This is a genomic window from Klebsiella sp. 141251 (genome assembly GCF_050600725.1).
Lineage (GTDB): Bacteria > Pseudomonadota > Gammaproteobacteria > Enterobacterales > Enterobacteriaceae > Klebsiella > Klebsiella aerogenes.
In genome coordinates, this window is the sequence record NZ_JAQIRG010000002.1 from 488,359 (window position 1) to 510,941 (window position 22,583).

The window sequence follows — 22,583 nt, forward strand, 5'->3', positions numbered from 1 at the left end:
CTGTTAATCGCCCAGCCCGGCGGGGTTGATTTCCGATTGTGGGATACTCTCCACTCCCTCGCCCCAGCGGTTGAGCACTTTGGCATAGTCACCGCTGGCGATAGCGCCGTTGAGCGCCGCCTGTACGGCATTAACCAGCCCGCTGCCTTTCTTCAGCGTCACCGCGATATGCGCCGCCTTCGGCCACCCGCCGTCCACGCTGCCCACCAGCTTGGTTTTGCCAGTAAGGGCCGCTTTCCAGGCGCCTATGACGTTAGGGCCGAAGAATGCGTCGGCGCGGCCCGTTTGCAAAGCCAGCGTCTGCGCGGCGTCGTCTTTGGTATAGACCGGTATAAACGGTTTAAGCCCGCGCTTAACGTTTTCCGCATTCCATGCGAGTAAGATTGCCTCCTGATTGGTGCCGGAGCCGACGATAATCTTCAGCCCGGCAATATCTTCCGCTTTGTCGATCTTGTTCAGTGGGCTGGTGCTTTTAACGTAAAAACCCAGCGAATCTTTACGATAAGTGGCGAAATCGAACTTCTCTTTGCGCTCTTTGGTGACGGTAATATTGCTGATCGCGGCATCATATTTGCCGGAGGCGACGCCGAGCGGCCAGTCTTCCCACGAGGTCGGAACAACGTTGACTTCGAGGCCGAGGCTGTCAGCCACCAGACGCGCAATATCCGCCTCGCTGCCGAGCAACGTTTTGTTATCATCCGAAAACACCGTCAGCGGCGGCGAGTTCAGCGCCGCAACCGCGACGGTAAATTTCCCCGGTACCGCCAGGTGCAGATCTTTCGGCAACAGCGCAATTGCCTGCGGATTTTTTGCCGTATGAATCGGAGTTTTATTGGCCTCCAGGCTAACCCCGGTGCCGTTGATATTGACGTCCTGCGCCCACGACGGGGCGCTAATTGCCAACGCGAAGGCCAGCAATAGCGTTGATTTCTGCATAGCGCGGTTCTCTTTTATTATTTTTCGAATTGGTTAATGGGCAGATCCAGCCCCAGGCTTTCCCGCAGCGTGGTGCCTGGATAGTCGCGGCGGAACAATCCGCGCGCCTGCAGCAATGGCACCACTTCATCAACGAAACGCGGGAAGGTTTCCGGCGTGCCGCCCTGAATAATGAATCCATCGGCGGCGCGTTGTTCAAACCACAGCTGCAGGCCGTCGGCGACATCGCTGGCCGTGCCGGAGAAGCGCGGGCGCGGGCTGGCGGCCTCCAGCGCCACCTGGCGCAGGGTTAATCCCCGTTCACGGGCATTGCGTTTAATCTCATCGGTGGTGCTGCGGAAACTGTTTTGCCCAAGGTCGCCAATATCCGGGAAGGGTTCATCCAGCGGATATTGCGCAAAGTCGTGATGCTCGAAATAGCGCCCCAGGTAATTCAACGCGTCGTCGATCGAGACCAGCGCCGCCGTGGTCTGGTATTGACGCTCCGCATCCTCCGCGTCGTCACCGACGATTACGCTGACGCCCTGGAAAATATGCAGTTGATCCGCACTGCGCTGATAGGCTGCCAGTTGGCTTTTGACATCCTGATAAAACGCCTGCGCCTCGGCTAATGACTCCTGGTGGGTAAAAATGGCATCAGCGTGGCGAGCGGCTAATTTTTTGCCGTCATCTGAGGCGCCTGCCTGGAATATAATGGGCCGTCCCTGTGGCGTGCGGGCAATATTCAAAGGACCAGAGACTTTAAAGAAATCGCCATGATGATTAAGCGTATGCAGTTTATTTTTATCAAAAAACTGGCCGCTCTCTTTATTACGCACAAAAGCGCCGTCTTCCCAGGAATCCCACAATCCTTTAACCACCTGAAGATATTCGTCGGCGATACGATAGCGCAGCGCATGATCGGGATGCTGGGCGCGGGAGAAGTTTTTCGCCGAGCCTTCCAGCGGCGACGTCACCACGTTCCAGCCAGCGCGCCCGTGGCTTAAATGGTCAAGACTGGCGAACTGTCGCGCGGTCGTGAACGGTTCGCTATAGGAGGTGGAGAGCGTACCGACCAGCCCCAGACGATCGGTCACCGCCGCCAGCGTTGATAATACCGTTAACGGCTCAAAACGATTTAAAAAGTGCGGGATGGATTTTTCGTTAATATATAACCCGTCGGCGACAAAAATAAAATCGAGTTTCCCCTGCTCGGCTTTTTGCGCCGTTTCTTTCACAAATTCAAAATTAATACTGGCATCCGCCAACGCCGCCGGATGACGCCAGGCGGACATATTTCCTGAGGCGCCATGTAAAATCGTCCCCAGACGTAATTGCCGTTTTTCAGACATAGTGACCCCTTACCCTGTCAAAAATTAAATATGATGTAATGCCTGTTCCGCCAGATCCGCGAAATAGCGCGCGGCTGGAGCAATGACGTTTTCATCCGGATTAAAAGCCGGGTGATGCAGGCCAAATTCGCTGGCGCTACCTATGCTGACGAAAGCGCCCGGAATATGCTGCAGATAGACGGCAAAGTCTTCCCCGCCCAGATGTAAATCGGCGTGATGCGTGCGATAACCGAAGCGGTCGGCCGCCGCACTGGCGAACGCCGCCCAGCGCTCATCGTTAACCAGCGCCGTTGGCCCGGCATACCAGAAGACATCGATTTGCGCGCCAAAGGCGCTGGCGAAACCGGCGGCGATTTCGCTGACTCTCGCCTTAACCCGCTGCTGCACCTCGCTACTGTGGGTGCGCAGCGTCCCTTCGAGCTCCACGCTTTCCGGCAAAACGTTCCAGGTATTCCCCCCCTGGATCCGCGTCACGCTGAGCACCACCGAATCCAGGGTGTTCACTTCGCGACTGGCGACGCTCTGCAGCAGCGTCACCAGTTGGCTCGCCAGCAGGATGGCGTCTTTACCTTCATGCGGCCGGGCGGCATGCGCCCCTTTGCCGGTCACTTTGAATACGAAGCGATCGACGTTGGCATAAAACGGGCCGCCGCGGGTGGCGAATTCGCCCACGGGTAAATTGGGCTCATTGTGCATGCCGAAGATGGCCGATACGCCGTCAAGCGCGCCAACGCGGATCAGCGTTTTGGCGCCGCCGAAACTCTCTTCCGCAGGCTGGAACAGGATCCGTACCCGCCCCGGCAGTTGCGCTTCTCGTTCCTTTAACAACAACGCCGCGCCAAGCATCACGCTGGTATGTATATCGTGACCGCAGGCATGCATGACGCCTGGATTTTGCGAGCGGAACGGCAGCCCGGTGGCCTCTTCTATCGGTAGCGCGTCGATATCCGCGCGGAGGGCGATGATTTTACCGCCGCTGCCCACCTCCGTGACCGCCCCGGTGGTTAACTCGTAAGGCAGTAACGGCAGGCCGCCGCTTTGCAACCAGTCGCGAATGCGCGCGGTGGTTGCTACTTCCTGTAATGAGAGTTCCGGGTTCTGATGCAGTTCGCGCCGCCAGCTTATCAACTGTTGTTCGAAATTCATGGCGTCACCTCCACGCCAGAATGCGCCTGCGCCAACAGCCCCAGCGACTCCAGCCGCGCCCCGCCCTCAGCAATAGGGGTATCAATAATAAACTCATCAATGCCCCATTGCGCCTGAAGGGCATCGAGTTGCGCTTTAACCTCTTCTGCGGTACCGAACAACAGCGAGGACTCGCGGCGCTCAATCCGCGTGGGCGGGCTACCGGCCTGACGGGCGAAGGCTGCCGCCTGAGCTTCACTACCCACCGTTACCCGCTGGCCGTTTGCCAGTTCAACGCCCCAGACCTCTACCTGCTTCGCCAGTTCAGCGGCGCTGGCGGCGTCTTGCGCAACGATAACCTGTACGGCCACGATGACCTCCCGGCGGCTCAATTCGCGCCAGTTGGTTAACACTTCCCGCAACAGGTTTTTATCGCCGTTGAGATGCGCGGCAAAAACAAAGTTCCAGTCCAGACGGGCCGCCAGGCGGGCGCTCTCGACGCTGGCGCCGAGCAGGAAACCGTCCGCGCGGCGCGGCGGGATAGGCGTTGCGCGCAGGCTCTCCTCACCCTGGCTTTCGGTCAACGTTAGCCAGTTATCAAGCTGGGCAAGCTGTTCGGCAAAACTGCCCTTCTCATGCTGATGGACGCCCTGTTGCAGCGCGCGAGTAGCAAGCGGCAGACCGCCTGGCGCCTTGCCAACGCCGAGATCGACGCGTCCTGGTGCAATACTGGCGAGCAAATTAAAGTTTTCGGCGACTTTGTAAGGGCTATAGTGCTGCAGCATCACGCCGCCGGAGCCGACGCGGATCTGCCGGGTTTGCCCGAGGATCCAGGCAATCAATAGCTCCGGCGACGGGCTCGCCAGCTGTTCCGCGTTGTGATGCTCGGCAATCCAGAAACGATGATATCCCCAGCGTTCTGCCTGTTGCGCAAGCGTTAACGTACGCGCCAGCGCCTGAGCAGCAGTTTCGCCAGGAGCAAGAGGACTTTTATCCAGGATACTGATTCGATAAGACATTTCGCAGGCTCGTTTTAATTAACATGCCTGCATTATTAGAATCTGCAACGCGTACTGAGAAACAATTTATTCACATGTACTCTGCCGGAAATTAGATATGCGCAATAAGATACGGGTCCAATATGGTCTCTTCGTGGCGGATCTGCCGGACAAGGTTTAGACTCAATTCCCAGCCATGAATTAAATTCATCAATGCGGAATAATGATGCTAAAAGATAACTTCAACGATCTCCTGTCGTTTATGGTAGTTGCCCGCGAACGCAGTTTCACCCGCGCCGCCGCCCAACTTGGGGTGTCGCAATCTGCGCTGAGCCATGCGATGCGCAACCTCGAGGCCCGGCTTGATGTTCGCCTGCTGACCCGTACTACCCGCAGCGTCGCCCCCACCGACGCGGGTGAAAAATTGTTCCAGAATTTACGTCCACATCTCACGGAAATTGAACGCGAGCTCAGCGCCTTGAGGGATAACCGCGACCTTCCGGCGGGTAATATTCGCCTTAACGCCGGCGAACACGCCGTCAGCGCGGTTTTGTGGCCGGCATTGAAGCCATTTATGTTGCGTTATCCCGATATCAATATCGAAATTACCGTCGATAACGGCCTGGCCGATATCGTCGATGGCCGCTTTGACGCCGGTATACGTCTCGGCGATCAGGTGGCAAAGGACATGATTGCGGTGCGCATCGCCCCGGACATGCGCATGGTCGTCGTGGGCTCGCCTGATTATCTTCAACGCCACGGCACACCGCAGACGCCTTATCAACTGGATCAGCATCGCTGTATTAATATACGGCTACCGACCCGCGGCGGGCTCTACGCCTGGGAATTCAGCGACAATAATAAAACCTTCCAGGTTTATGTGGACGGACAACTGACGCTGAATGGCTTGCCGCAACGCATTGATGCCGCGGAATCCGGTCTCGGCCTGGCCTATGTCCCTGAAGATGTCGTCGAGGAGGCGCTGGCGGCCGGTCGATTAGTGCAGGTTCTCGAAGACTGGACGCCAACCTTCCCTGGTTATCATCTGTATTACCCCAGTCGCCGGCAGCACACCGCTGCGTTTGCGCTACTCGTCGACGCGTTGCGTCATTGAACTCATTGATATTTAAGTAAGTGCTGTAGCGAAATGTTTTACGTGCGTCACTATCACGTTACGTGTAGGATGCAGCGCCGTGTATGGTTTATCTCTACGACAGAATGGTGAGAAAGCCAGCACGATGTATCGCCGCTGCGCGATACGACAACCACTCATGGACATTGACAGGAAAATGGGTACATCAATGAATAACAAACACACTGACGCGGCGGAACATCATGCCGCGAAACGCCACTGGCTCAACTCGCACGAATCGGGTTACCACAAAGCAATGGGCAACCGTCAGGTACAGATGATCGCCATTGGCGGCGCCATCGGTACCGGTCTGTTCCTCGGCGCCGGGGCGCGTTTACAAATGGCGGGTCCGGCGCTGGCGCTGGTTTATCTGGTTTGCGGTATCTTCTCCTTCTTCATCCTTCGCGCCCTCGGCGAACTGGTTCTCCATCGCCCCTCCAGCGGTAGTTTCGTCTCTTACGCTCGTGAATTCCTCGGTGAAAAAGCCGCCTACGTCGCCGGCTGGATGTATTTCGTTAACTGGGCAATGACCGGTATCGTCGATATCACCGCCGTCGCCTTGTATATGCATTATTGGGGCGCTTTCGGCGATGTTCCGCAGTGGGTCTTCGCTCTTGGCGCGCTGGCGATCGTCGGCACCATGAATATGATCGGTGTGAAATGGTTCGCTGAGATGGAGTTCTGGTTCGCGTTGGTAAAAGTACTGGCTATTGTCGCATTCCTGGTAGTCGGCACGATTTTCCTCGGTACCGGAAAACCGCTGGATGGCAATGCCACCGGCTTCCATCTGATTACCGACAACGGCGGTTTCTTCCCCCACGGTCTGTTGCCGGCACTGGTGCTGGTTCAGGGCGTTGTCTTCGCCTTCGCTTCCATCGAGCTGGTGGGTACCGCGGCGGGCGAATGTAAAGACCCGGAAACCATGGTACCGAAAGCGATTAACAGCGTGATCTGGCGTATCGGCCTGTTCTACGTCGGTTCCGTCGTGCTATTGGTGCTGCTGCTGCCGTGGAACGCCTATCAGGCAGGGCAAAGCCCGTTCGTCACCTTCTTCTCGAAGCTCGGCGTACCATACATCGGTAGCGTGATGAACATCGTGGTATTAACGGCCGCCCTCTCCAGCCTGAACTCAGGCCTGTACTGCACCGGGCGAATTCTGCGTTCGATGTCGATGGGAGGTTCAGCGCCGAAGTTTATGTCGAAGATGAGCCGCCATCACGTCCCTTACGCCGGGATCCTCGCGACGCTGGCAGTCTACGTGGTGGGGGTTTTCCTCAACTATCTGGTGCCGTCGCAGGTATTTGAGATCGTGCTTAACGTCGCATCCCTGGGGATTATCGCTTCATGGGGCTTTATCGTGATCTGCCAGATGCGTCTGCGTAAGGCTATCAAGGAAGGCAAAGCGGCGGATGTGAGCTTCAAAATGCCGGGCGCGCCATTTACTTCATGGCTAACGCTGCTGTTCTTGCTGAGCGTACTGGTATTGATGGCATTTGACTACCCGAACGGCACCTATACCATCGGGTCCATTCCGCTGCTGGCGGTGCTGCTGGTCGCAGGCTGGTTCGGCGTACGTAAACGCGTGGCTGATGTTCACAGCACGGCGCCGGGCGGTGAAAAACGCTAAGCGCTTTTCCATAACGGTTTGCCCCTCAGCGGGCAAACCGTCACCGAAAAATTAATTATCTTCCACCAGTTGAGCAACGTCGCTGCTGTTGATTTCGCGTTTGTTGCCAGACTCATCAATATAGCTGGTCATGCCGGTCTCTTTATCCAACTGCGGTTTGCCGTGGGTCACAATAGTTTGCCCACTTTTTGTCGTCATGACGTAATTAGAGCTGCAGCCTGCCAGAAGCGCCAGCATTGCCGCCGCGCAGATCACCATATATGGCTTTTTCATAATTTCTCCAGAATGATTACCACTCTCCCGCCGCGCGCGGGAAAAAGTAAGTGTATAACCTTTATAGTAATCAGGCTAATAGCGGTTTGTAACAGAGGATGAGACCCGGAGTAAGGAGGGGTCGCCCCCTCCCTGGGAATTACAGGGCAATGCGGATTACGTCGTCCGGCGCGGTGGCCTCTTTCTGACGAGTTGACTCCTGCTTCACGCTAACAAACAGCGTTTTTCCATCGGCGGACAGCGCCAGGCTATTCGGGAAGGTCGGCGTTTTGAAGGTTTTGACAACCTTATAGGTCTTAGCATCAATGACGCTGACTTCACCCGCTTTGCGATGGGTGACGTAGACTTCGTTGCGGGTCGGGTTAAACAGCACCGCTAAAGATTCCGGCGCGGCGATTTTTTGCAGCACTTTCCCGTCACGAATATCCACCACCAGCACTTCCGGCTGCTTGCTGTCGGTAATGAAAGCGCGGTGGCCGGCTGTATCCAGACTCAGGTTCAGGTAGAAATGCTCCTTACCGTCATCCTGCAGCTTCTTACGCGAGAGGATCTTATTGCTATCGGTATCGATAGTCAGCAGTTCGCCATCGGCATTGGTGGTGTAAAGACGTTTAGCGTCAGCATCGAGCGCCAGCCCGGTGGCCATCGCGCCGGTATTGGCAATGGTATCTTTCAGCGTCAGCTTGTCGCCATCCACCACCCAAATCACGCTCTCTTTACCCAGCCCGGAGATATACACGGTATTGGTTTTCTCATTCACCACCAGCTCACGCGGCTGCAGCGGGCGCACGGTATCACTACGTTTACGGTCATCGAGGACCAGTCGCCCTTTCACCGCGCTGGTTTTGGCATCTATTGCGGTCACGCTGCTATCAACGGTGTTGCCAAACCACAACGTCTGGGTGGTGTTATTGATGGTGGCGCCGAACGGTTTCAGGTCGTTATGAATAACCTGGGTGATGTCGAGCGTGGTCGGATCCAGACGATAGACGATACCGCCCTTATCCAGCGAACGGCTTTGCGAGGTGGCAACCCACAGCGCATTTTCCTGCTGGCTATACGCCATTTCGTACGCGCCTTTACCGACCGCTTTGCGCAGGAGCTCCTCGGCGGCGTGGGCGCTGAAGCTGCCTGCCAACAGTAACGACGTTAATAACAGAGAACGACGCAGACGCGGCGCGGATAACTGACGTAATGACATAACGATTCCCTTTATAGAACAATTAATTACTGGTTAGAGATGGCTTCCACAGCGTGAAGGTTAACTTCACTCTTTTTGTAAATGAGAATAGTAATCATTATTTATCGTAATGTGGAGCGTTAATTGCCTTTTTTGGTTAAAAGAATCACCTTTACTTGCCATTACTTAACGACCGGTTAGTTAATTCTTTTCAAAGAATTTACAAACGGTGTAACATATATACATATGTTCCATTTGGTACGTTTCTCTTTGCGAGTCGCTCTGATGAAGATTATTGCCATGCGCACGGTCGCGCTCCCCGCTTTATTACTCCCTCTCGTCGCCAACGTGCACGCCAGCACCAACGACGAACAAACCATGGTCGTCACGGCGACGCCTACCGCGGTTTCCGAACTGGATACCCCTGCCGCCGTCAGCGTAGTGAATGGCGATGATATGCGTCAGGCCGCCCCGCGAATTAACCTCTCGGAATCGCTCGGCGCGGTACCCGGTTTGCAGGTACAAAACCGGCAAAACTATGCTCAGGATTTGCAGTTGTCGATTCGTGGTTTCGGTTCCCGCTCCACCTACGGCGTCCGTGGCCTGCGGCTATATGTTGACGGTATCCCTGCCACCATGCCCGATGGCCAGGGGCAGACATCGAATATCGATATCGGCAGCATCGATAGTCTGGAAGTGTTACGCGGACCTTTTTCCGCGCTCTATGGCAACTCTTCCGGCGGCGTAATTAACGTCAATACCCAAACCGGCAGCCAGCCGCCGACCATCGAGGCCAGCAGCTACTACGGCAGCTTCGGTACCTGGCATTACGGACTGAAAGCTACCGGCGCCGTCGGCGACGGTAGCCAGGCAGGTGATGTCGACTACACGGTGTCGACCAACCGTTTCACCACTCATGGTTCTCGCGATCACAGCGGCGCGCGTAAAAATCTCGCCAACGCCAAATTAGGCGTGCGGATTAACGACGTCAGTAAATTAACATTGCTATTCAATAGCGTGGATATCAAAGCTAATGACCCGGGCGGATTGAGCTACGAGGAGTGGCAGAATAATCCGCGCCAATCGCCGCGCGGCGATCAATACAACACGCGTAAAACGGTGAAACAGACCCAGGCCGGGTTACGTTACGAACGCCAGCTTAGCCAGCAGGACGATCTGAGCGTGATGATGTACGCCGGCGAGCGCGAAACCACTCAGTACCAATCAATCCCGATGGCGCCGCAGTTGAAGCCCTCGCATTCCGGGGGCGTCATCGATTTAACTCGACATTATCAGGGGATCGACACCCGCTGGACCCACCGCGGTGAATTACTGGTGCCGGTGACCTTTACCACCGGTCTTGATTACGAAAACATGAGCGAACGACGTAAGGGCTATGAAAACTACGTTCTGGTGAACGGCGCGCCGCAATACGGCGAACAGGGCGACCTGCGCCGTAATGAACGCAATCTGATGTGGAACCTGGATCCGTACCTGCAAACCCAGTGGCAGTTGACGCAGAAGCTTACCCTAGATGCTGGCGTCCGCTACAGTTCGGTGTGGTTTGACTCTAACGACTATTACGTCACTCCGGGTAACGGCGACGATAGCGGCGATGCCAGCTATCACAAATGGCTGCCAGCCGGTTCATTGAAATATGCCGTCACGGATGCCTGGAATATCTATCTTTCCGCCGGGCGCGGTTTTGAAACGCCGACAATCAATGAACTCTCGTATCGTTCCGGCAATCAGAGCGGATTAAACTTCGATCTTAAACCATCTACGAATGAGACCGTGGAAATTGGCAGCAAAACGCGGATAGGCAACGGACTGTTCACCGCCGCGCTGTTCCAGACCGATACCGACAATGAGATTGTGGTCGACTCCAGCAGCGGCGGCCGCACCAGCTATAAAAACGCCGGTAAAACCCGTCGTCAGGGAATGGAACTTGGCCTCGACCAGCAGTTTGGCGACAGCTGGAAATTAAAAGCGGCATGGACCTGGCTCGATGCCACCTATCGCACGAACGTTTGCGGTTCGTCAGACTGCAACGGCAATCGCATTCCGGGCATCGCCCGCAATATGGGCTATGCCTCTTTCGGCTACCAGCCGGAACAGGGTTGGTACGCGGGGAGCGATATCCGTTATATGGGCGACATTATGGCCAACGACGCCAACACCGCCAAAGCGCCATCTTGGACCGTGGTTGGCCTGACCACCGGCTATAAGTGGAGCTACGGGAAAATGGATATGGATCTGTTCGGCCGGGTCGATAACCTGTTTGACCGTAATTACGCGGGCTCAGTGATTGTCAACGAATCCAATGGTCGTTATTACGAACCGGCGCCGGGCCGTAACTTCGGCATCGGTATGAATCTCGCCTGGCGTTTCGAGTAACTACGCCCGCCGATGGGTGATGATAAAAAAGGGATCCCAATTGGGATCCCTTTTTGATTCCGCCGCAGTCTGTTAGAACGCGCTTCTCAAGGACAATTCGAAAATAATTTTTTCCGCCTGGCAGGAGAAATTCACAGCCGCGCCCAGTTTCGCCTCATTACCCACCGGCTCAATCGTGTAATTTACGGACGGCGTTTCGCTGGCGGCGGCAACGGCGCGTTCGCGAATGGCCGCTACCGCGGACTCCGCCTCTTCACGGGTAGGGAAAAGTTTCTCGACCCGGTAAACGCAGTCTTCGTTATCGATAATGGTGCCAACATCAATGGCGCAGCCTTTGGTACTGCATTTATCAACTACATCTTTCATCGCATTAACCTCTTAAGTTTCCTTAAGGATAAAAAGCCGCTCACGGAAAAGCAAACCATTAATAAAAGTATGGATTAGTCATTTTGTTGGTTAAAGGCGGCGAAAGCGCCCCCGCACGCGTCTTCGGGGGCGTCAGAGAAGGCGGTGACGTTACTCGTCCACTGCGACGTTAATCACCACTTTGCCGAAGTTTTCTCCCTTCAGCAGACCAATCAGCGCCTGCGGCGCCTGCGCCAGGCCATCAATCTGCTGCTCGCGATATTTGATTTTACCTTCCTGTACCCAGCGCCCCATTTGCTGCTGGAACTCGGCAATGCGATGGCCATAATCCTGGCCAATGATAAAGCCCTGCATACGAATGCGTTTTTTAAGGATTGTCGCCATCAGCAGCGGCAGCCGATCCGGTCCATCCGGCAGCGAGGTGGCGTTGTAGCCGCTAACCAATCCGCACACGGGAACCCGCGCCGCGGTATTCAGCAACGGCAGAACCGCATCAAAGACTTTACCGCCGACGTTCTCATAATAGACATCGATTCCCTGCGGACACGCCTGCGCCAGCTGCTGGCTGAAATCCGCAGCGCGGTGATCAAGACAAACATCGAAGCCTAAAGTCTCTACCGCATAACGACATTTCTCGGCGCCGCCGGCAATGCCGACGGTGCGGCAACCCTTAAGTTTGCCGATCTGCCCGACGGTGGCCCCCACCGGCCCGGTTGCCGCCGCCACCACCAGCGTTTCGCCCGCTTTCGGCTGGCCGATATCCAGCAGCCCCATATAAGCGGTAAATCCCGGCATACCTAACACCCCCAGCGCCCAGGAAGGGTGTTCAGGATTGTCGCCGAGCTTAACCAAATCGCTACCATCGGAAAGCGCATAATCCTGCCAGCCACTATAGCCAAGCACCCACTCACCGGGTTTAAAATCAGGGTGATTAGAGCTCACCACACGGCTTACCGTCCCCCCGACCATCACCGCGCCAATCTCCACCGGTGGCGAATAAGAAGGCGCATCGCTCATCCGTCCGCGCATATAAGGGTCGAGTGACAAATAAATAGTCCGCAGCAGGATCTGGTTCGCCCCCGGCGTCGGCAGATCGCCCTCTTCCAGTCTGAAATTTTCGGCGGTAGGTTCACCGTGCGGGCGTGAAGCCAATACCCAGCGGTGATGGCGTTGTGGATTAGCGGTCATAGCAAACTCCTCTTGTTAACGGCCTGTACTGAGGCTAGCCGTTTTATGCTTAACGCGCTTTAACATTATGAGCCGGATTGATTCAGGCGTACCACCAGATAGACGCAAGTCTCGCTGGACTCATTGATAAACCGGCAATCGTTGGGCGGCCCCAGTTCCAGACAATCCCCCGCCTGCATCTGATGGCGAGTATTCCCTTCAACAAAAACTAACTCACCCTGCTGTAGCCAGATGAGCTGTCGCGCCAGCGCGTACGAAGAAGCGGGCATCGGTACATCGCTGCCGGCCGGCAACTCTATTTGCACCAGGTCGATCGGCAGATCGCTACGCGGCGAGACGTGCCGGCGCAAATAGTGGCTTTGCGGATCGCGCCACACCGGCTGGTTGGCAAAGCGCAAAAGCTTGCCCTCCTGCATCTCTGCACGCGCAATTAACGTCGACATACTGATGCCAAACGCGCCAGAGAGACGGCCCAGCATCGCCGCGGTGGGGCTACTCTCGCCACGTTCAATTTTATGCACCATTGCCCGCGAGGCCCCGGCGCGTTCAGCCAGATCGCTCAACGACCAGCCGCGGGACTCGCGTTCGATACGAATGCGTGCGCTAATGCGCTGGTTGAGGTTGTCTTCTATAGTATTCATGGCGTAACAATATAGTGCGCACCACCGTATTACACAACTGTCCGCTATCCCCGATACTGCAGCGTTCTGTGTAAAATTTATTGCTAAAACTGATGACAGCCTGCCGTTCATTATTGTAATAATACCGTACTACTATAGTGTACAGACTTTGAGGCTTGCTATGTCCATCCGCCATGCCAGTAAAGACGATTGCGCGGCGATCGCCGAAATCTATAATCACGCCGTACTGCATACCGCTGCCATCTGGAATGACAAAACCGTCGATACCGATAACCGTATTGCCTGGTTTGAAGCCCGGCAGATTGCCGGTTATCCGGTGCTGGTGAGTGAAGAAAACGGCGTGATTACCGGGTACTCCTCGTTCGGCGACTGGCGCGCATTTGACGGTTTCCGCCATACCGTTGAACATTCGGTGTATGTCCATCCCGATCATCAAGGTAAGGGGGTCGGCCGCAAGTTGTTGGTCGCGCTTATCGCTGAAGCGCGACGCCTGCGTAAACATGTGATGGTAGCCGGAATTGAATCCCGCAACCACGCTTCGTTGCATCTGCATGAAACCCTGGGATTTATCACCAGTGGGCAGATGCCGCAGGTGGGAACTAAATTCGGCCGCTGGTTGGATCTGACCTTTATGCAGCTACAGCTCGACGATCGCCAGGAACCGGACGGCGAGGCATGAATCAGTCGCTCACCCTTGCCTGCCTGATAGCGGCGGGCGTCGGTCTGGTGTTGCAAAACACCCTGATGGTCCGCATTACCCAATCCGCCTCGACGATTCTTATCGCCATGTTGCTCAATTCGCTGGTGGGAATTGTTATTTTTGTGACTATTTTGCTATTGCGCCACGGCGCGGCAGGTTTTCAGGAACTGGCGCTGAATATCAAATGGTGGACCCTCATCCCCGGCCTACTGGGATCGTTTTTCGTCTTCGCCAGCATCAGCGGTTATCAAACCGTAGGGGCGGCGACGACCATTGCGGTACTGGTGGCCAGTCAACTGGTAGGCGGGTTGATTATTGATTTGATTCGCGCCCACGGCGTGCCGATTAGGGCGTTAATCGGGCCAGTATGCGGGGCGGTGATGCTGGTGGTCGGCGCCTGGTTGGTCGCCAGACGCCAGTTTTGAGCTCACCCTTAAAGGATCTCGCCGCCTTTGGTTAACTGTTCGCGGCGGGCTTCCTGATCTTCATGATGTTGACGCCCGTGATGGGCTATCGCCGTGCGCAGGCGCTGCTGCTGGGTATAGCGTTCTTCACGGCCCAGTTCAGCATCATCGCTTAACGCAATCAGTAGCTCGTTCATATGGCTAATCACGCCCCCGGCAATGGTCTCATCGACCCTGGCAATGACATCGTCCAGATGGGCCATCCTGCTCTCCTTTTTGATCAATTCAGCTTCGCTTTGGAAAAATCGCTTCCCATCAGACTCACGCTGTAGCCGCTGACGTTGCTGCGGGTGGCGTAGAAAGTTTTACCCGTCGCCAGCGTGATCCACGGCGCCTGCTGATAGAAAATTTCCTGAGCCTGTTGGTAAAGTTTGGCGCGCGCCTGCGGATCGCTTAGCAGAAGCGCTTTTTTCACCAGCGCATCATAGGACTTATCGCACCAGCGCGCCACGTTAGAGCCGGTTTTGATATTATCACAGCTTAACAGCGTGCCGGCGAAGTTGTCCGGGTCGCCGTTATCGGACATCCAGCCAAACAGCGCGCTATCATGCTCGCCCTTGCGCATCCCGGAAAGGTATTCGCCCCACTCATAGCTAACGATTTTCGCTTTAATGCCGACCTTACTCCAGTCATTCTGAATCATTTCAGCGACCCGCTTCGAGTTCGGGTTATACGGACGCTGTACCGGCATCGACCATAGGGTCACTTCTGCGCCCTGCTCCAATCCCGCCTGCTTAAGCAGCTCTTTCGCCTTCTGCGGATTGTAGTCGTAATCCGGTAAATCCTTCTTGTAACCGAGCATATTGGCCGGGATCGGCGATTTCGCCACGTTGCCGGAATCAAGGAAGACCGCTTTCACAATCGCCTGCTTATCGGTGGCGTAGTTCAGCGCCTGACGTACCAGCACGTTATCAAACGGTTTCTTTTCAGTATTAAATGCCAGATACCCCACGTTCAACGCTTCCACCGCGTGTAGCGCCAGATCTTTATTCCCTTTAATCACCGGGAACTGTACCGGCGATGGTGCGGGAATAATCTGGCATTCATTGGTCTGCAGCTTAGCCAGACGAGTCTCAACGTTCGGCGTAATCGAGAAGATCAGATGTTTAGTCGGCACCTCGCCTTCCCAATAGTGCGGGTTGGCAATATAGCGGATTTGTGAATCCACTTTATACTGCTGGAGCGCGTACGGGCCGGTGCCAATCGGCCAGCTATCGACGTATTCCGGCGTTCCTTTTTTCAACATCGCATCGGCATATTCCGCAGAAAGAATCGAAGCGAAATCCATCCCCCAGTCGGCGAGAAACGCCGCGTTGGGCTCGCTCAGTACAAACTGAACGTGATAATCATCGATCTTCTTCACTTCTTTAATCAGCTTATCAAGACCGACGTCGTGGAAATATTCATAATTGCCCTGCGACACGTTGTGATAAGGATGCTGCGGATCCTGCTGACGCAGCACCGAGAACAGCACATCATCCGCATTGAAATCGCGGGTCGGCTTAAAGTATTTATTGCTGTTGAACTGCACGCCTTTACGCAGCGTAAAGGTCCAGGTTTTACCATCCGGAGACACTTTCCATTCGGTCGCCAGCGACGGAATCGGCGTGTTTTTAAGCGGGTCGAAGGTAATCAGGCGGTTATAGAGCACCTGTGAGCTGGCAACGAATGAAGGGCCAGAGCTGGCGATTTGCGGGTTAAAGGATTCCGGCGAGGCTTCCGAGCAGTAGACCAGCGTGTCGTTGGATGCCGCCCACGCGGCGCCGGCCGGTAGCAGCGCGCTTAGGGCCAGCGCAAGTAGTGATTTCCCTGTAGACATGGTTATAAACCTTATAAATTTGTTATATGCCTACTAATAACAGCACAGCGGAATACAACCAGCAAATAATGAATCGCTATTAGATTCACACTTTAACTCATAAGGTTAGCGCTGTTTGCTTTGCTTAACGTCACTATCATCAGCGACTCCCGCACCGGTACGACAAAATGATTATTTACGACTAAGATCCAATCGCGTGCCGCATTGTCCCATTTCAGTCAAAGGAGCGTTACATGACGAATTCGATTTATCAGCCTATCACCCTCAACGATCCGCGGTTGTTGCAATTTGCCGAAGAGTTGAATCCTGGCGCCAGTCCAATCTATCTCCCGGTTATTGATAAACCGGGGCCCGAGGGAAACGCCTACTGGAACGTCAGCGCGGCGATCGAACAGGTCGGTGGAAAAATGCTGCTGGGCTGGGAGATAAACTACTGGCCGGGCTGTTTTCTGGTCGCAACGCATCACGCCGCCTTACAGGCCGACGATGGAGGGATTTATGATGTAACCCGACGTTCGCCAGCGGCGGCAGTACCCACCGTTAATCTATTCGTTCCCGACGACTCAATTGCTATTGATCTTGATAAAACGCCGGCCGTGAAATCACGATTTTATATATTACATTCCGCCGCGCAAATTACGGACTATCTCAGGGCTTATGACAATCTCAACGCTTTTGAGAAAAAGCTAAGCGATAGGCTTTATGAGATCGGCTATCGCTGTGAAACAAATAAAGCGTTGGCGAGCGGCGTCGTCGGCACAACGCCTGCCTTCGTGGAAGGCAGTTCGGTCGATATTGACGAAATAAAAATGAATATTTCCGAGTTAAGCTGGATTTTAAAAGATAAAATTAAAAGACTAAAACAATATTCTGACGCGCTACAGGAACAGCCATTACATTAACTATCCTCTGTGGGCTGTGGCGAATAGATTGTGTTTGCTGCGGCCCATGTTCGCCGTTCTCATTATTGTACTAAGTTGTGACCCGCTGAGAAATCTGCAAAAAAATTGTGCGATAACCGCCCTTTCGCCGCTGCGCAATGAGGTAAGGCGGTAGACTCGACGCTCCGCAGACCAATGAGGTTACGCTAATGACAATAACCTGCAGCTTATATAGCGGCGGCCGCTGGCACGATGCCGAAGGTCACGCCACTTTCACTCGCCGTTATCCGCAACATAGCGAGATAGCCTCTACCGCCGCAGCGGCGAGCATCAACGACGCTCGTCGCTGTGCAGAAGCAGCCGCCGCCGCATTCCCCTCATGGCGCGACACCATCCCCTCCGAACGTCGCCGGCTGTTGTTGGAAGCCGCCGAGCAAATGCAGCGTAGAGAGGCGAAATTTATCGCTGCTATGGCGGCGGAGACCGGCGCGACAGCGCACTGGGCCGGATTCAACGTACACCTGGCGGCAGATATTTTGCGTGAAGCCGCGGCCTTAACCACGCAAATCGAAGGTCAAATTATTCCCTCCAACGTGGCCGGCAATCTGGCGATGGGCGTACGTCAGGGGGCCGGCGTGGTGCTGGCTATGGCGCCGTGGAATGCGCCGCTCATTCTGGCGACCCGCGCCATCGCCACGCCGCTGGCCTGTGGCAATACGGTTATCCTTAAGGGCTCGGAACTCTCACCGGCGACGCAAAGCTTAATCGTCGATGCCCTCGCGGCGGCGGGATTTCCCGATGGAGTAGTGAATTATCTTACCTGCTCGCCAGCCGATGCGCCTGCGCTGGTGGAGACGCTGATTGCTCACCCCGCCATACGACGGGTCAATTTTACCGGTTCAACGCCAGTGGGGCGCATTATTGCCCGCACCTGCGGAGAGCATCTGAAACCTGCGATACTTGAACTGGGTGGCAAAGCGCCGCTGTTAGCCCTGGATGACGCAGATTTACAACAAGCCGCGGCTGGCGCGATTTTCGGCGCTTTTGCCAACGCCGGACAGATTTGTATGTCGACCGAACGCATTATTGTCGATGAGAGCATCGCGGATGAGTTCGTCGCATTAATCAGCCAACGCGCTTCCGCACTACCTTCTACGCTTCTCGGCCCGGTGGTCGATTTGAAAACGGTACAACGCTGCAACGCGTTGATTGATGATGCGCTAAGTAAAGGCGCACATTTACTCTGCGGTGGAAAAGCGGAGTCGACGCAAATGCGCGCCACCCTGCTGGATGGCGTAACGCGTGAAATGCGCATATGGCATGAGGAATCTTTTGGCCCGGTCAAATCGGTGATCCGGGTTAACGGCGAGGAAGAGGCTCTGGCCGTCGCGAACGATAGCGAATACGGCCTGGCGGCAGCGGTTTATAGCCGCGATAGCGCCCGCGCCTGGAATGTGGCGCAAAACCTGCAAACCGGTATTTGCCATATTAACGGCCCTACCGTACATGATGAAGCCCAGATGCCGTTCGGCGGCTGTAAATCGTCCGGCTATGGTCGCTTTGGCGGGCGCGCCGGGATCGCTGAATTCACCGAGCTTCGCTGGATAACCATGCAAACTCGGCCACGCGAATTACCGTTCTGATTTACCGCGATGCTTTCAGACCAGCCCGGCAATCGCGCGCGCCAGCGCGGCCGGGTTTTCCCAAGCCATCGAATGCCCCGCCTGTGGTATGACAGCCAATGCGATACCCGCAGTTTCGACGTCTTCCGCTTCCTGTGAGGGTAGCGATAAACTACCGTAGATAAGCGTCTTACGGCATTGCAGGTGAATAAAACGCTCAAACCAGGAGGGAGAAGCACCTACTACCAGGCTGGTAGCTCCCCGCCATAACGCCCACGGTGCGCTATTTTGTAGGCAACCTTTCCATGGGGACGTTTCTGCCGCCAGCATCGACTGATAGCCGTTGGCGATAAAATCATCTTCCGTCTGCCCGGCGATTTTACAGCTATAAAATCCCCCACCGGCATAGAGATTGGGCTCGGCGACAATTAAGGCCTCAACGCGTTTGCCCAGCCGCTGCGCTGCCTCAATAGCCACACTGCCCCCCATACTATGGCCGTAGAGAATGCAGCGGCTGACCTGCAATTTGTTCAGCCACTCCACAACGACCGCAGCCTGGTCAGCAATTCGGTAGCCAAACTGAAGCGGTTTATCGCTGTAACCATAGCCTGGAAGATCAATTAGTAAGGCCCGGCGCCCATTCAATATAGGGTTAGAAACCACTGGCGGGTAATCGTATGAAGAGGCGCAACCTAACCCATGAATGAACACAATAGGGTCCCCCTGGCCTTGGAAATCAAACCAACGGACCGTTGCGCCGGCTAAATGCGAATAGAAGCTGTTCATCAGATGGCATCCTTATTATTTTTAACTGTATTTATATACAGCCATCAAGATAATTAGGCCAGCCATTTCTGTTGTTCAGAAAAGTGAAACCAGCAGTGCCATAGGGAAGCTGAACGGCCATGTCGCACCAATCAACAGCGCTGCCAGCAGCCGAATGCAGCGGCTTTCCTTAGTTAAAAACCAGCTTATCAACGCACAAATACAGCCCATTACGGCATAAAAAACCAGCATCTTCTGGTATAAAGTCATTTTTTCCTTCCCTGTCAGACATCGCGCAACACGCGTTATCCTGTCCCGCACCACTTAGTACGTCAGAGATCAATACTTCACAAAACAAGCAACTGCAAAGACCATGGAAAAACGGTTGATTCAGTGTTGTCCGATAGCGCAACTCTACGCCACCGACTATAAATGTAGGGGCTTACTCATAAAGGTGGCGTTATGGATGTTTCCAGCAAAACCGTAATTCTGATTAATGTCGGCGCAGCGCTTGCGCTTATTAGCCTGTTATCCGTTCGTTTTGGTTGGTTTTAGTAATTTTTCAGCAACTAAACCTAAAAAAGCAGCCTCAACGGCTGCTTTTTTTATGATTTAATTGTCGCGCGTTTCCCGTCGGCTTTCTGTTGAAGCACTACAATAGTCTTAAGACTTTCCGGGTTATATGACGGCAAGAAATTAAGCTTTTCGGTATCCCACTCGACCGCTGCACAAACCCCCTCTGTTGCCCCCAGGCTTGCACAGCCGCGAATTCGCTGGGCAGGGAGATTGTCGTAAAGCATTGCGCTTACGCCGATGAGTAACAGGATAAATGCTAGCTTTTTCAAAACCAATTCAACGTCAGAATAACAAATTATGTAAAATTTTCTCATGAGCGAGGCGAAAAAGTCAAATCGCCTACACGCTAACAACTGTCCCGTGGCGATCTCATCCAGAATTTAACATTATGGCTACAATCATTCCCTTCCTGGAGAGCATTTCTGAGAAGTGCGATCCGTTATGTCCCCCTTCTGCTAGCGAGAGGAAATTTATTTCATTGGAAATAACAAAATGATCTGGCAATCCGCATACCGGATTATGGATAGCTAACTATACTTGGCTTTTATGAGGTGAGAATTTTCTTAAATTAGCGACTGCCGATAATCAGCAATCGACTGCTCAACCTTATGGTTAATGCGGACTGTAGATTTCCAGGTGTTATTTTGTGCTCTATATTCCGGTAAGTGAAAGAAATTATTATTTGCAAACTTACGAACTTCCGCATAGGTTCATTACTATTAGTTATAACGTTTTTGCTTTTCCTGTTACTTATTTTTGAGGTCGCTTATGTCAGGAATACTTGCCCTGCTAATGGCTTTAGTCTTATTGGTGATCGCAATCTACAGTCTTATCTCTTATATTCGTGAGCGCCGCCACTCGGGCCTGCCATCAAAAAAAGACAAACATTGATTATTAAATCGGCATAAAAAGTCGATACGCAAAAAAAATCCCCGCATCATCCTGCAGGGATCAACAATTAATAGCATGCATAGTTGTTTACACCCCATCCGGCGCTTATCTCCGGCACTCACAATGGCTTAGCTCTTGAAGGGGTATAAGAATACTCTCATATTACCCCTTATCTTTTTTAACATTTATTGCTATTGCAACTATTAGCGTGGTAATGCTGCCGGCACGTTAATATTCAATGTTTCACCATTACATGACGAACCACCGTGTAGTCCTCCAGGCCATACATCGACATGTCCTTGCCGTAACCAGATAGCTTCTGTCCGCCGTGCGGCATTTCGCTAACCAGCATGAAATGGGTATTAACCCAGGTGCAACCGTACTGCAAACGCGCGCTCAGGCGATGGGCGCGGCCCACGTCCTGCGTCCACACCGAGGAGGCAAGCCCATATTGCGAATCATTAGCCCAGGTTAATACTTGTTCCTCATCGCTAAACGGCGTCACGCTAACTACCGGGCCAAAAACTTCGCGTTGTACGATAGCGTCATCCTGCTGTGCGCCAGCCAACAGCGTGGGCTGGAAATAGTAACCACTCCCCGCCGCGCGGCTGCCGCCGGTTACCACTTTAATATGCGGTAAGGCGCGCGCAGCGTTGACAGCCGCTGTCACCCGTTCGAGATGCGCAAGCGAACTGACCGGCCCCAGTTCCGTGGATGGATCGTCCGGTTGCCCCATTTTCAGGCTGGCCACGGCCGCGCCTAGTTTTTCAACCAGCCGATCGTAGACGCCTTGTTGCGCGTAAATACGGCAAGCGGCAGTACAGTCCTGACCGGCGTTATAAAAACCGAAAGTACGAATGCCCTCGACGACGGCATCGATATCGGCATCATCGAAAACAATGACCGGCGCTTTACCGCCCAGCTCCATATGGGTGCGTTTAATCGAATTCGCCGTGTGACCAATAATATGGGCGCCGGTGGCAATCGAACCAGTCAACGAAACCATACGCACTTTACTATGGCCGGTGAGCGGGTCGCCAACAGTTGGGCCCCGGCCGAAAAGCACGTTGATAACGCCGGCCGGGAAAATGTCTTTTGCAAGTTCCGCCAGCTTCAAGGCCGTCAGTGGGGTGATTTCTGAAGGTTTAATCACCACGCAGTTACCGGCCGCCAGCGCGGGCGCCAGCTTCCACGCCGCCATCATTAGCGGATAGTTCCACGGCGCAATCGAGGCCACCACCCCCACCGGGTCGCGGCGGATCATTGAGGTATGCCCCTCAAGGTACTCCCCAGCAGCCATTCCCGGCAGGCAACGCGCGGCGCCGGCGAAGAAGCGAAATACATCGGCAATCGCCGGCATTTCATCATTGATAACGCAATGTAGCGGTTTACCGCAGTTTAAAGACTCCAGTTTGGCGAGCGTTTCTGCATGTTCAGTAATCACATCCGCCATTTTCAGCAAACATTCGGCGCGGGTTTTCGGCGTTGTCTGGCTCCAGCTGACAAACGCACGATCTGCAGCATTGACGGCGGCATCAACCTGCGCCTCGGTCGCCTCCGCAATCTCAATAATCGTTTCGCCATTGGCAGGATTGAATACCGGCAGCACCTCGCCTTCCCCCGCCACTAATTGACCGTTTATCAAAAGGTTATGTTGCATAGCATGATCCT

21 protein-coding genes and 1 pseudogene are annotated in these 22,583 nt (G+C 54.4%); 9 read left to right on the forward strand and 13 right to left on the reverse strand.

Annotated elements, in window-relative coordinates; translation table 11 throughout:
- Positions 1-3: 3 nt before the first annotated feature.
- The 3 genes and pseudogenes from PGR09_RS06920 to PGR09_RS06930 all read right to left on the reverse strand — a co-directional run bounded on the left by PGR09_RS06920 (position 4) and on the right by PGR09_RS06930 (position 4,411).
- Positions 4-2,267, reverse strand: a pseudogene (locus tag PGR09_RS06920) (NtaA/DmoA family FMN-dependent monooxygenase).
- 24 nt (positions 2,268-2,291) lie between these two features.
- Entirely contained in the window at positions 2,292-3,413 is a 1,122-nt protein-coding gene (locus tag PGR09_RS06925) for an amidohydrolase (protein WP_320482383.1), read from the reverse strand.
- Positions 3,410-4,411 carry an MsnO8 family LLM class oxidoreductase gene (locus PGR09_RS06930; protein WP_063416008.1) on the reverse strand — a complete coding sequence of 334 codons (1,002 nt, stop codon included), beginning with the start codon at positions 4,409-4,411 and terminating at the stop codon, positions 3,410-3,412. Before PGR09_RS06930 ends, PGR09_RS06925 begins: the two co-directional genes overlap by 4 nt.
- Positions 4,412-4,616: 205 nt before the next feature.
- On the opposite strand from PGR09_RS06930, the gene PGR09_RS06935 reads away from it, so the two are divergent.
- Together PGR09_RS06935 and ansP are read left to right on the forward strand one after the other, a co-directional pair.
- The gene (locus PGR09_RS06935) at positions 4,617-5,504 is read left to right on the forward strand and encodes a LysR family transcriptional regulator (protein WP_047079092.1); all 888 of its coding nucleotides are present in this window, start codon (positions 4,617-4,619) and stop codon (positions 5,502-5,504) included.
- Positions 5,505-5,691: 187 nt separating this feature from the next.
- A complete protein-coding gene (ansP, locus tag PGR09_RS06940) occupies positions 5,692-7,149 on the forward strand; it encodes an L-asparagine permease (protein ID WP_430915969.1) in 1,458 nt (485 codons plus the stop codon).
- Between the two features lie 51 nt (positions 7,150-7,200).
- Here ansP and PGR09_RS06945 read toward each other — a convergent pair whose 3' ends face one another.
- Positions 7,201-7,422, reverse strand: a complete 222-nt coding sequence (locus PGR09_RS06945) for a YgdI/YgdR family lipoprotein (RefSeq protein ID WP_015366425.1) — start codon at positions 7,420-7,422, stop codon at positions 7,201-7,203.
- A 139-nt stretch (positions 7,423-7,561) separates the two neighbouring features.
- Positions 7,562-8,623, reverse strand: coding sequence for a YncE family protein (locus tag PGR09_RS06950; RefSeq protein WP_047067725.1), 1,062 nt, complete (start codon positions 8,621-8,623; stop codon positions 7,562-7,564).
- A 264-nt stretch (positions 8,624-8,887) separates the two neighbouring features.
- Between PGR09_RS06950 and pqqU the strand changes: the two genes are divergently transcribed.
- Positions 8,888-10,999, forward strand: a complete 2,112-nt coding sequence (gene pqqU / locus PGR09_RS06955; protein WP_047048732.1) for a TonB-dependent receptor PqqU — start codon at positions 8,888-8,890, stop codon at positions 10,997-10,999.
- Positions 11,000-11,071: 72 nt separating this feature from the next.
- Here pqqU and PGR09_RS06960 read toward each other — a convergent pair whose 3' ends face one another.
- The 3 genes from PGR09_RS06960 to PGR09_RS06970 all read right to left on the reverse strand — a co-directional run bounded on the left by PGR09_RS06960 (position 11,072) and on the right by PGR09_RS06970 (position 13,194).
- Positions 11,072-11,365 (reverse strand): DUF406 domain-containing protein, encoded by a 294-nt coding sequence (locus PGR09_RS06960; RefSeq protein ID WP_430915970.1) that lies wholly within the window; start codon positions 11,363-11,365, stop codon positions 11,072-11,074.
- A 150-nt stretch (positions 11,366-11,515) separates the two neighbouring features.
- A complete protein-coding gene (locus PGR09_RS06965) occupies positions 11,516-12,553 on the reverse strand; it encodes an NADP-dependent oxidoreductase (RefSeq protein WP_430915971.1) in 1,038 nt (345 codons plus the stop codon).
- Positions 12,554-12,618: 65 nt separating this feature from the next.
- On the reverse strand, positions 12,619-13,194 hold the full coding sequence (locus PGR09_RS06970) for a helix-turn-helix domain-containing protein (RefSeq protein WP_015366420.1): 576 nt from the start codon (positions 13,192-13,194) through the stop codon (positions 12,619-12,621).
- Positions 13,195-13,354: 160 nt separating this feature from the next.
- Here PGR09_RS06970 and PGR09_RS06975 point away from each other — a divergent pair, with 160 nt between their 5' ends.
- On the forward strand, positions 13,355-13,873 hold the full coding sequence (locus PGR09_RS06975) for a GNAT family N-acetyltransferase (protein WP_430915972.1): 519 nt from the start codon (positions 13,355-13,357) through the stop codon (positions 13,871-13,873).
- Complete coding sequence (locus PGR09_RS06980; protein ID WP_047048744.1) at positions 13,870-14,319, forward strand: DMT family transporter; 450 nt, start codon at positions 13,870-13,872, stop codon at positions 14,317-14,319. The genes PGR09_RS06975 and PGR09_RS06980 overlap by 4 nt, the downstream gene beginning before the upstream one ends.
- A gap of 8 nt (positions 14,320-14,327) precedes the next feature.
- On the opposite strand, the gene PGR09_RS06985 is transcribed toward PGR09_RS06980, so the two are convergent.
- Positions 14,328-14,561: a YdcY family protein gene (locus tag PGR09_RS06985; RefSeq protein WP_047048747.1), complete on the reverse strand. Its 234-nt coding sequence runs from the start codon at positions 14,559-14,561 to the stop codon at positions 14,328-14,330.
- A gap of 17 nt (positions 14,562-14,578) precedes the next feature.
- Positions 14,579-16,177: an ABC transporter substrate-binding protein gene (locus PGR09_RS06990; RefSeq protein WP_045394035.1), complete on the reverse strand. Its 1,599-nt coding sequence runs from the start codon at positions 16,175-16,177 to the stop codon at positions 14,579-14,581.
- A 233-nt stretch (positions 16,178-16,410) separates the two neighbouring features.
- Between PGR09_RS06990 and PGR09_RS06995 the strand changes: the two genes are divergently transcribed.
- Positions 16,411-17,079 carry a hypothetical protein gene (locus PGR09_RS06995; RefSeq protein ID WP_047048753.1) on the forward strand — a complete coding sequence of 223 codons (669 nt, stop codon included), beginning with the start codon at positions 16,411-16,413 and terminating at the stop codon, positions 17,077-17,079.
- Between the two features lie 188 nt (positions 17,080-17,267).
- Positions 17,268-18,701, forward strand: coding sequence for an aldehyde dehydrogenase (locus PGR09_RS07000; protein ID WP_430915973.1), 1,434 nt, complete (start codon positions 17,268-17,270; stop codon positions 18,699-18,701).
- A gap of 15 nt (positions 18,702-18,716) precedes the next feature.
- Here the strand turns inward: PGR09_RS07000 and PGR09_RS07005 are convergent, their stop codons facing one another.
- A complete protein-coding gene (locus PGR09_RS07005; RefSeq protein WP_045394028.1) occupies positions 18,717-19,466 on the reverse strand; it encodes an alpha/beta fold hydrolase in 750 nt (249 codons plus the stop codon).
- Positions 19,467-19,541: 75 nt separating this feature from the next.
- The gene (locus PGR09_RS07010; protein WP_015366412.1) at positions 19,542-19,715 is read right to left on the reverse strand and encodes a GhoT/OrtT family toxin; all 174 of its coding nucleotides are present in this window, start codon (positions 19,713-19,715) and stop codon (positions 19,542-19,544) included.
- Between the two features lie 192 nt (positions 19,716-19,907).
- Here PGR09_RS07010 and yncL point away from each other — a divergent pair, with 192 nt between their 5' ends.
- Both yncL and PGR09_RS07020 read left to right on the forward strand, forming a co-directional pair.
- A complete protein-coding gene (yncL, locus tag PGR09_RS07015) occupies positions 19,908-20,000 on the forward strand; it encodes a stress response membrane protein YncL (protein WP_064571558.1) in 93 nt (30 codons plus the stop codon).
- A 789-nt stretch (positions 20,001-20,789) separates the two neighbouring features.
- Complete coding sequence (locus tag PGR09_RS07020) at positions 20,790-20,912, forward strand: small membrane protein (RefSeq protein WP_072251384.1); 123 nt, start codon at positions 20,790-20,792, stop codon at positions 20,910-20,912.
- A gap of 235 nt (positions 20,913-21,147) precedes the next feature.
- On the opposite strand, the gene patD is transcribed toward PGR09_RS07020, so the two are convergent.
- Entirely contained in the window at positions 21,148-22,572 is a 1,425-nt protein-coding gene (gene patD / locus PGR09_RS07025) for an aminobutyraldehyde dehydrogenase (RefSeq protein WP_045394023.1), read from the reverse strand.
- Between the last annotated feature and the right edge of the window lie 11 nt (positions 22,573-22,583).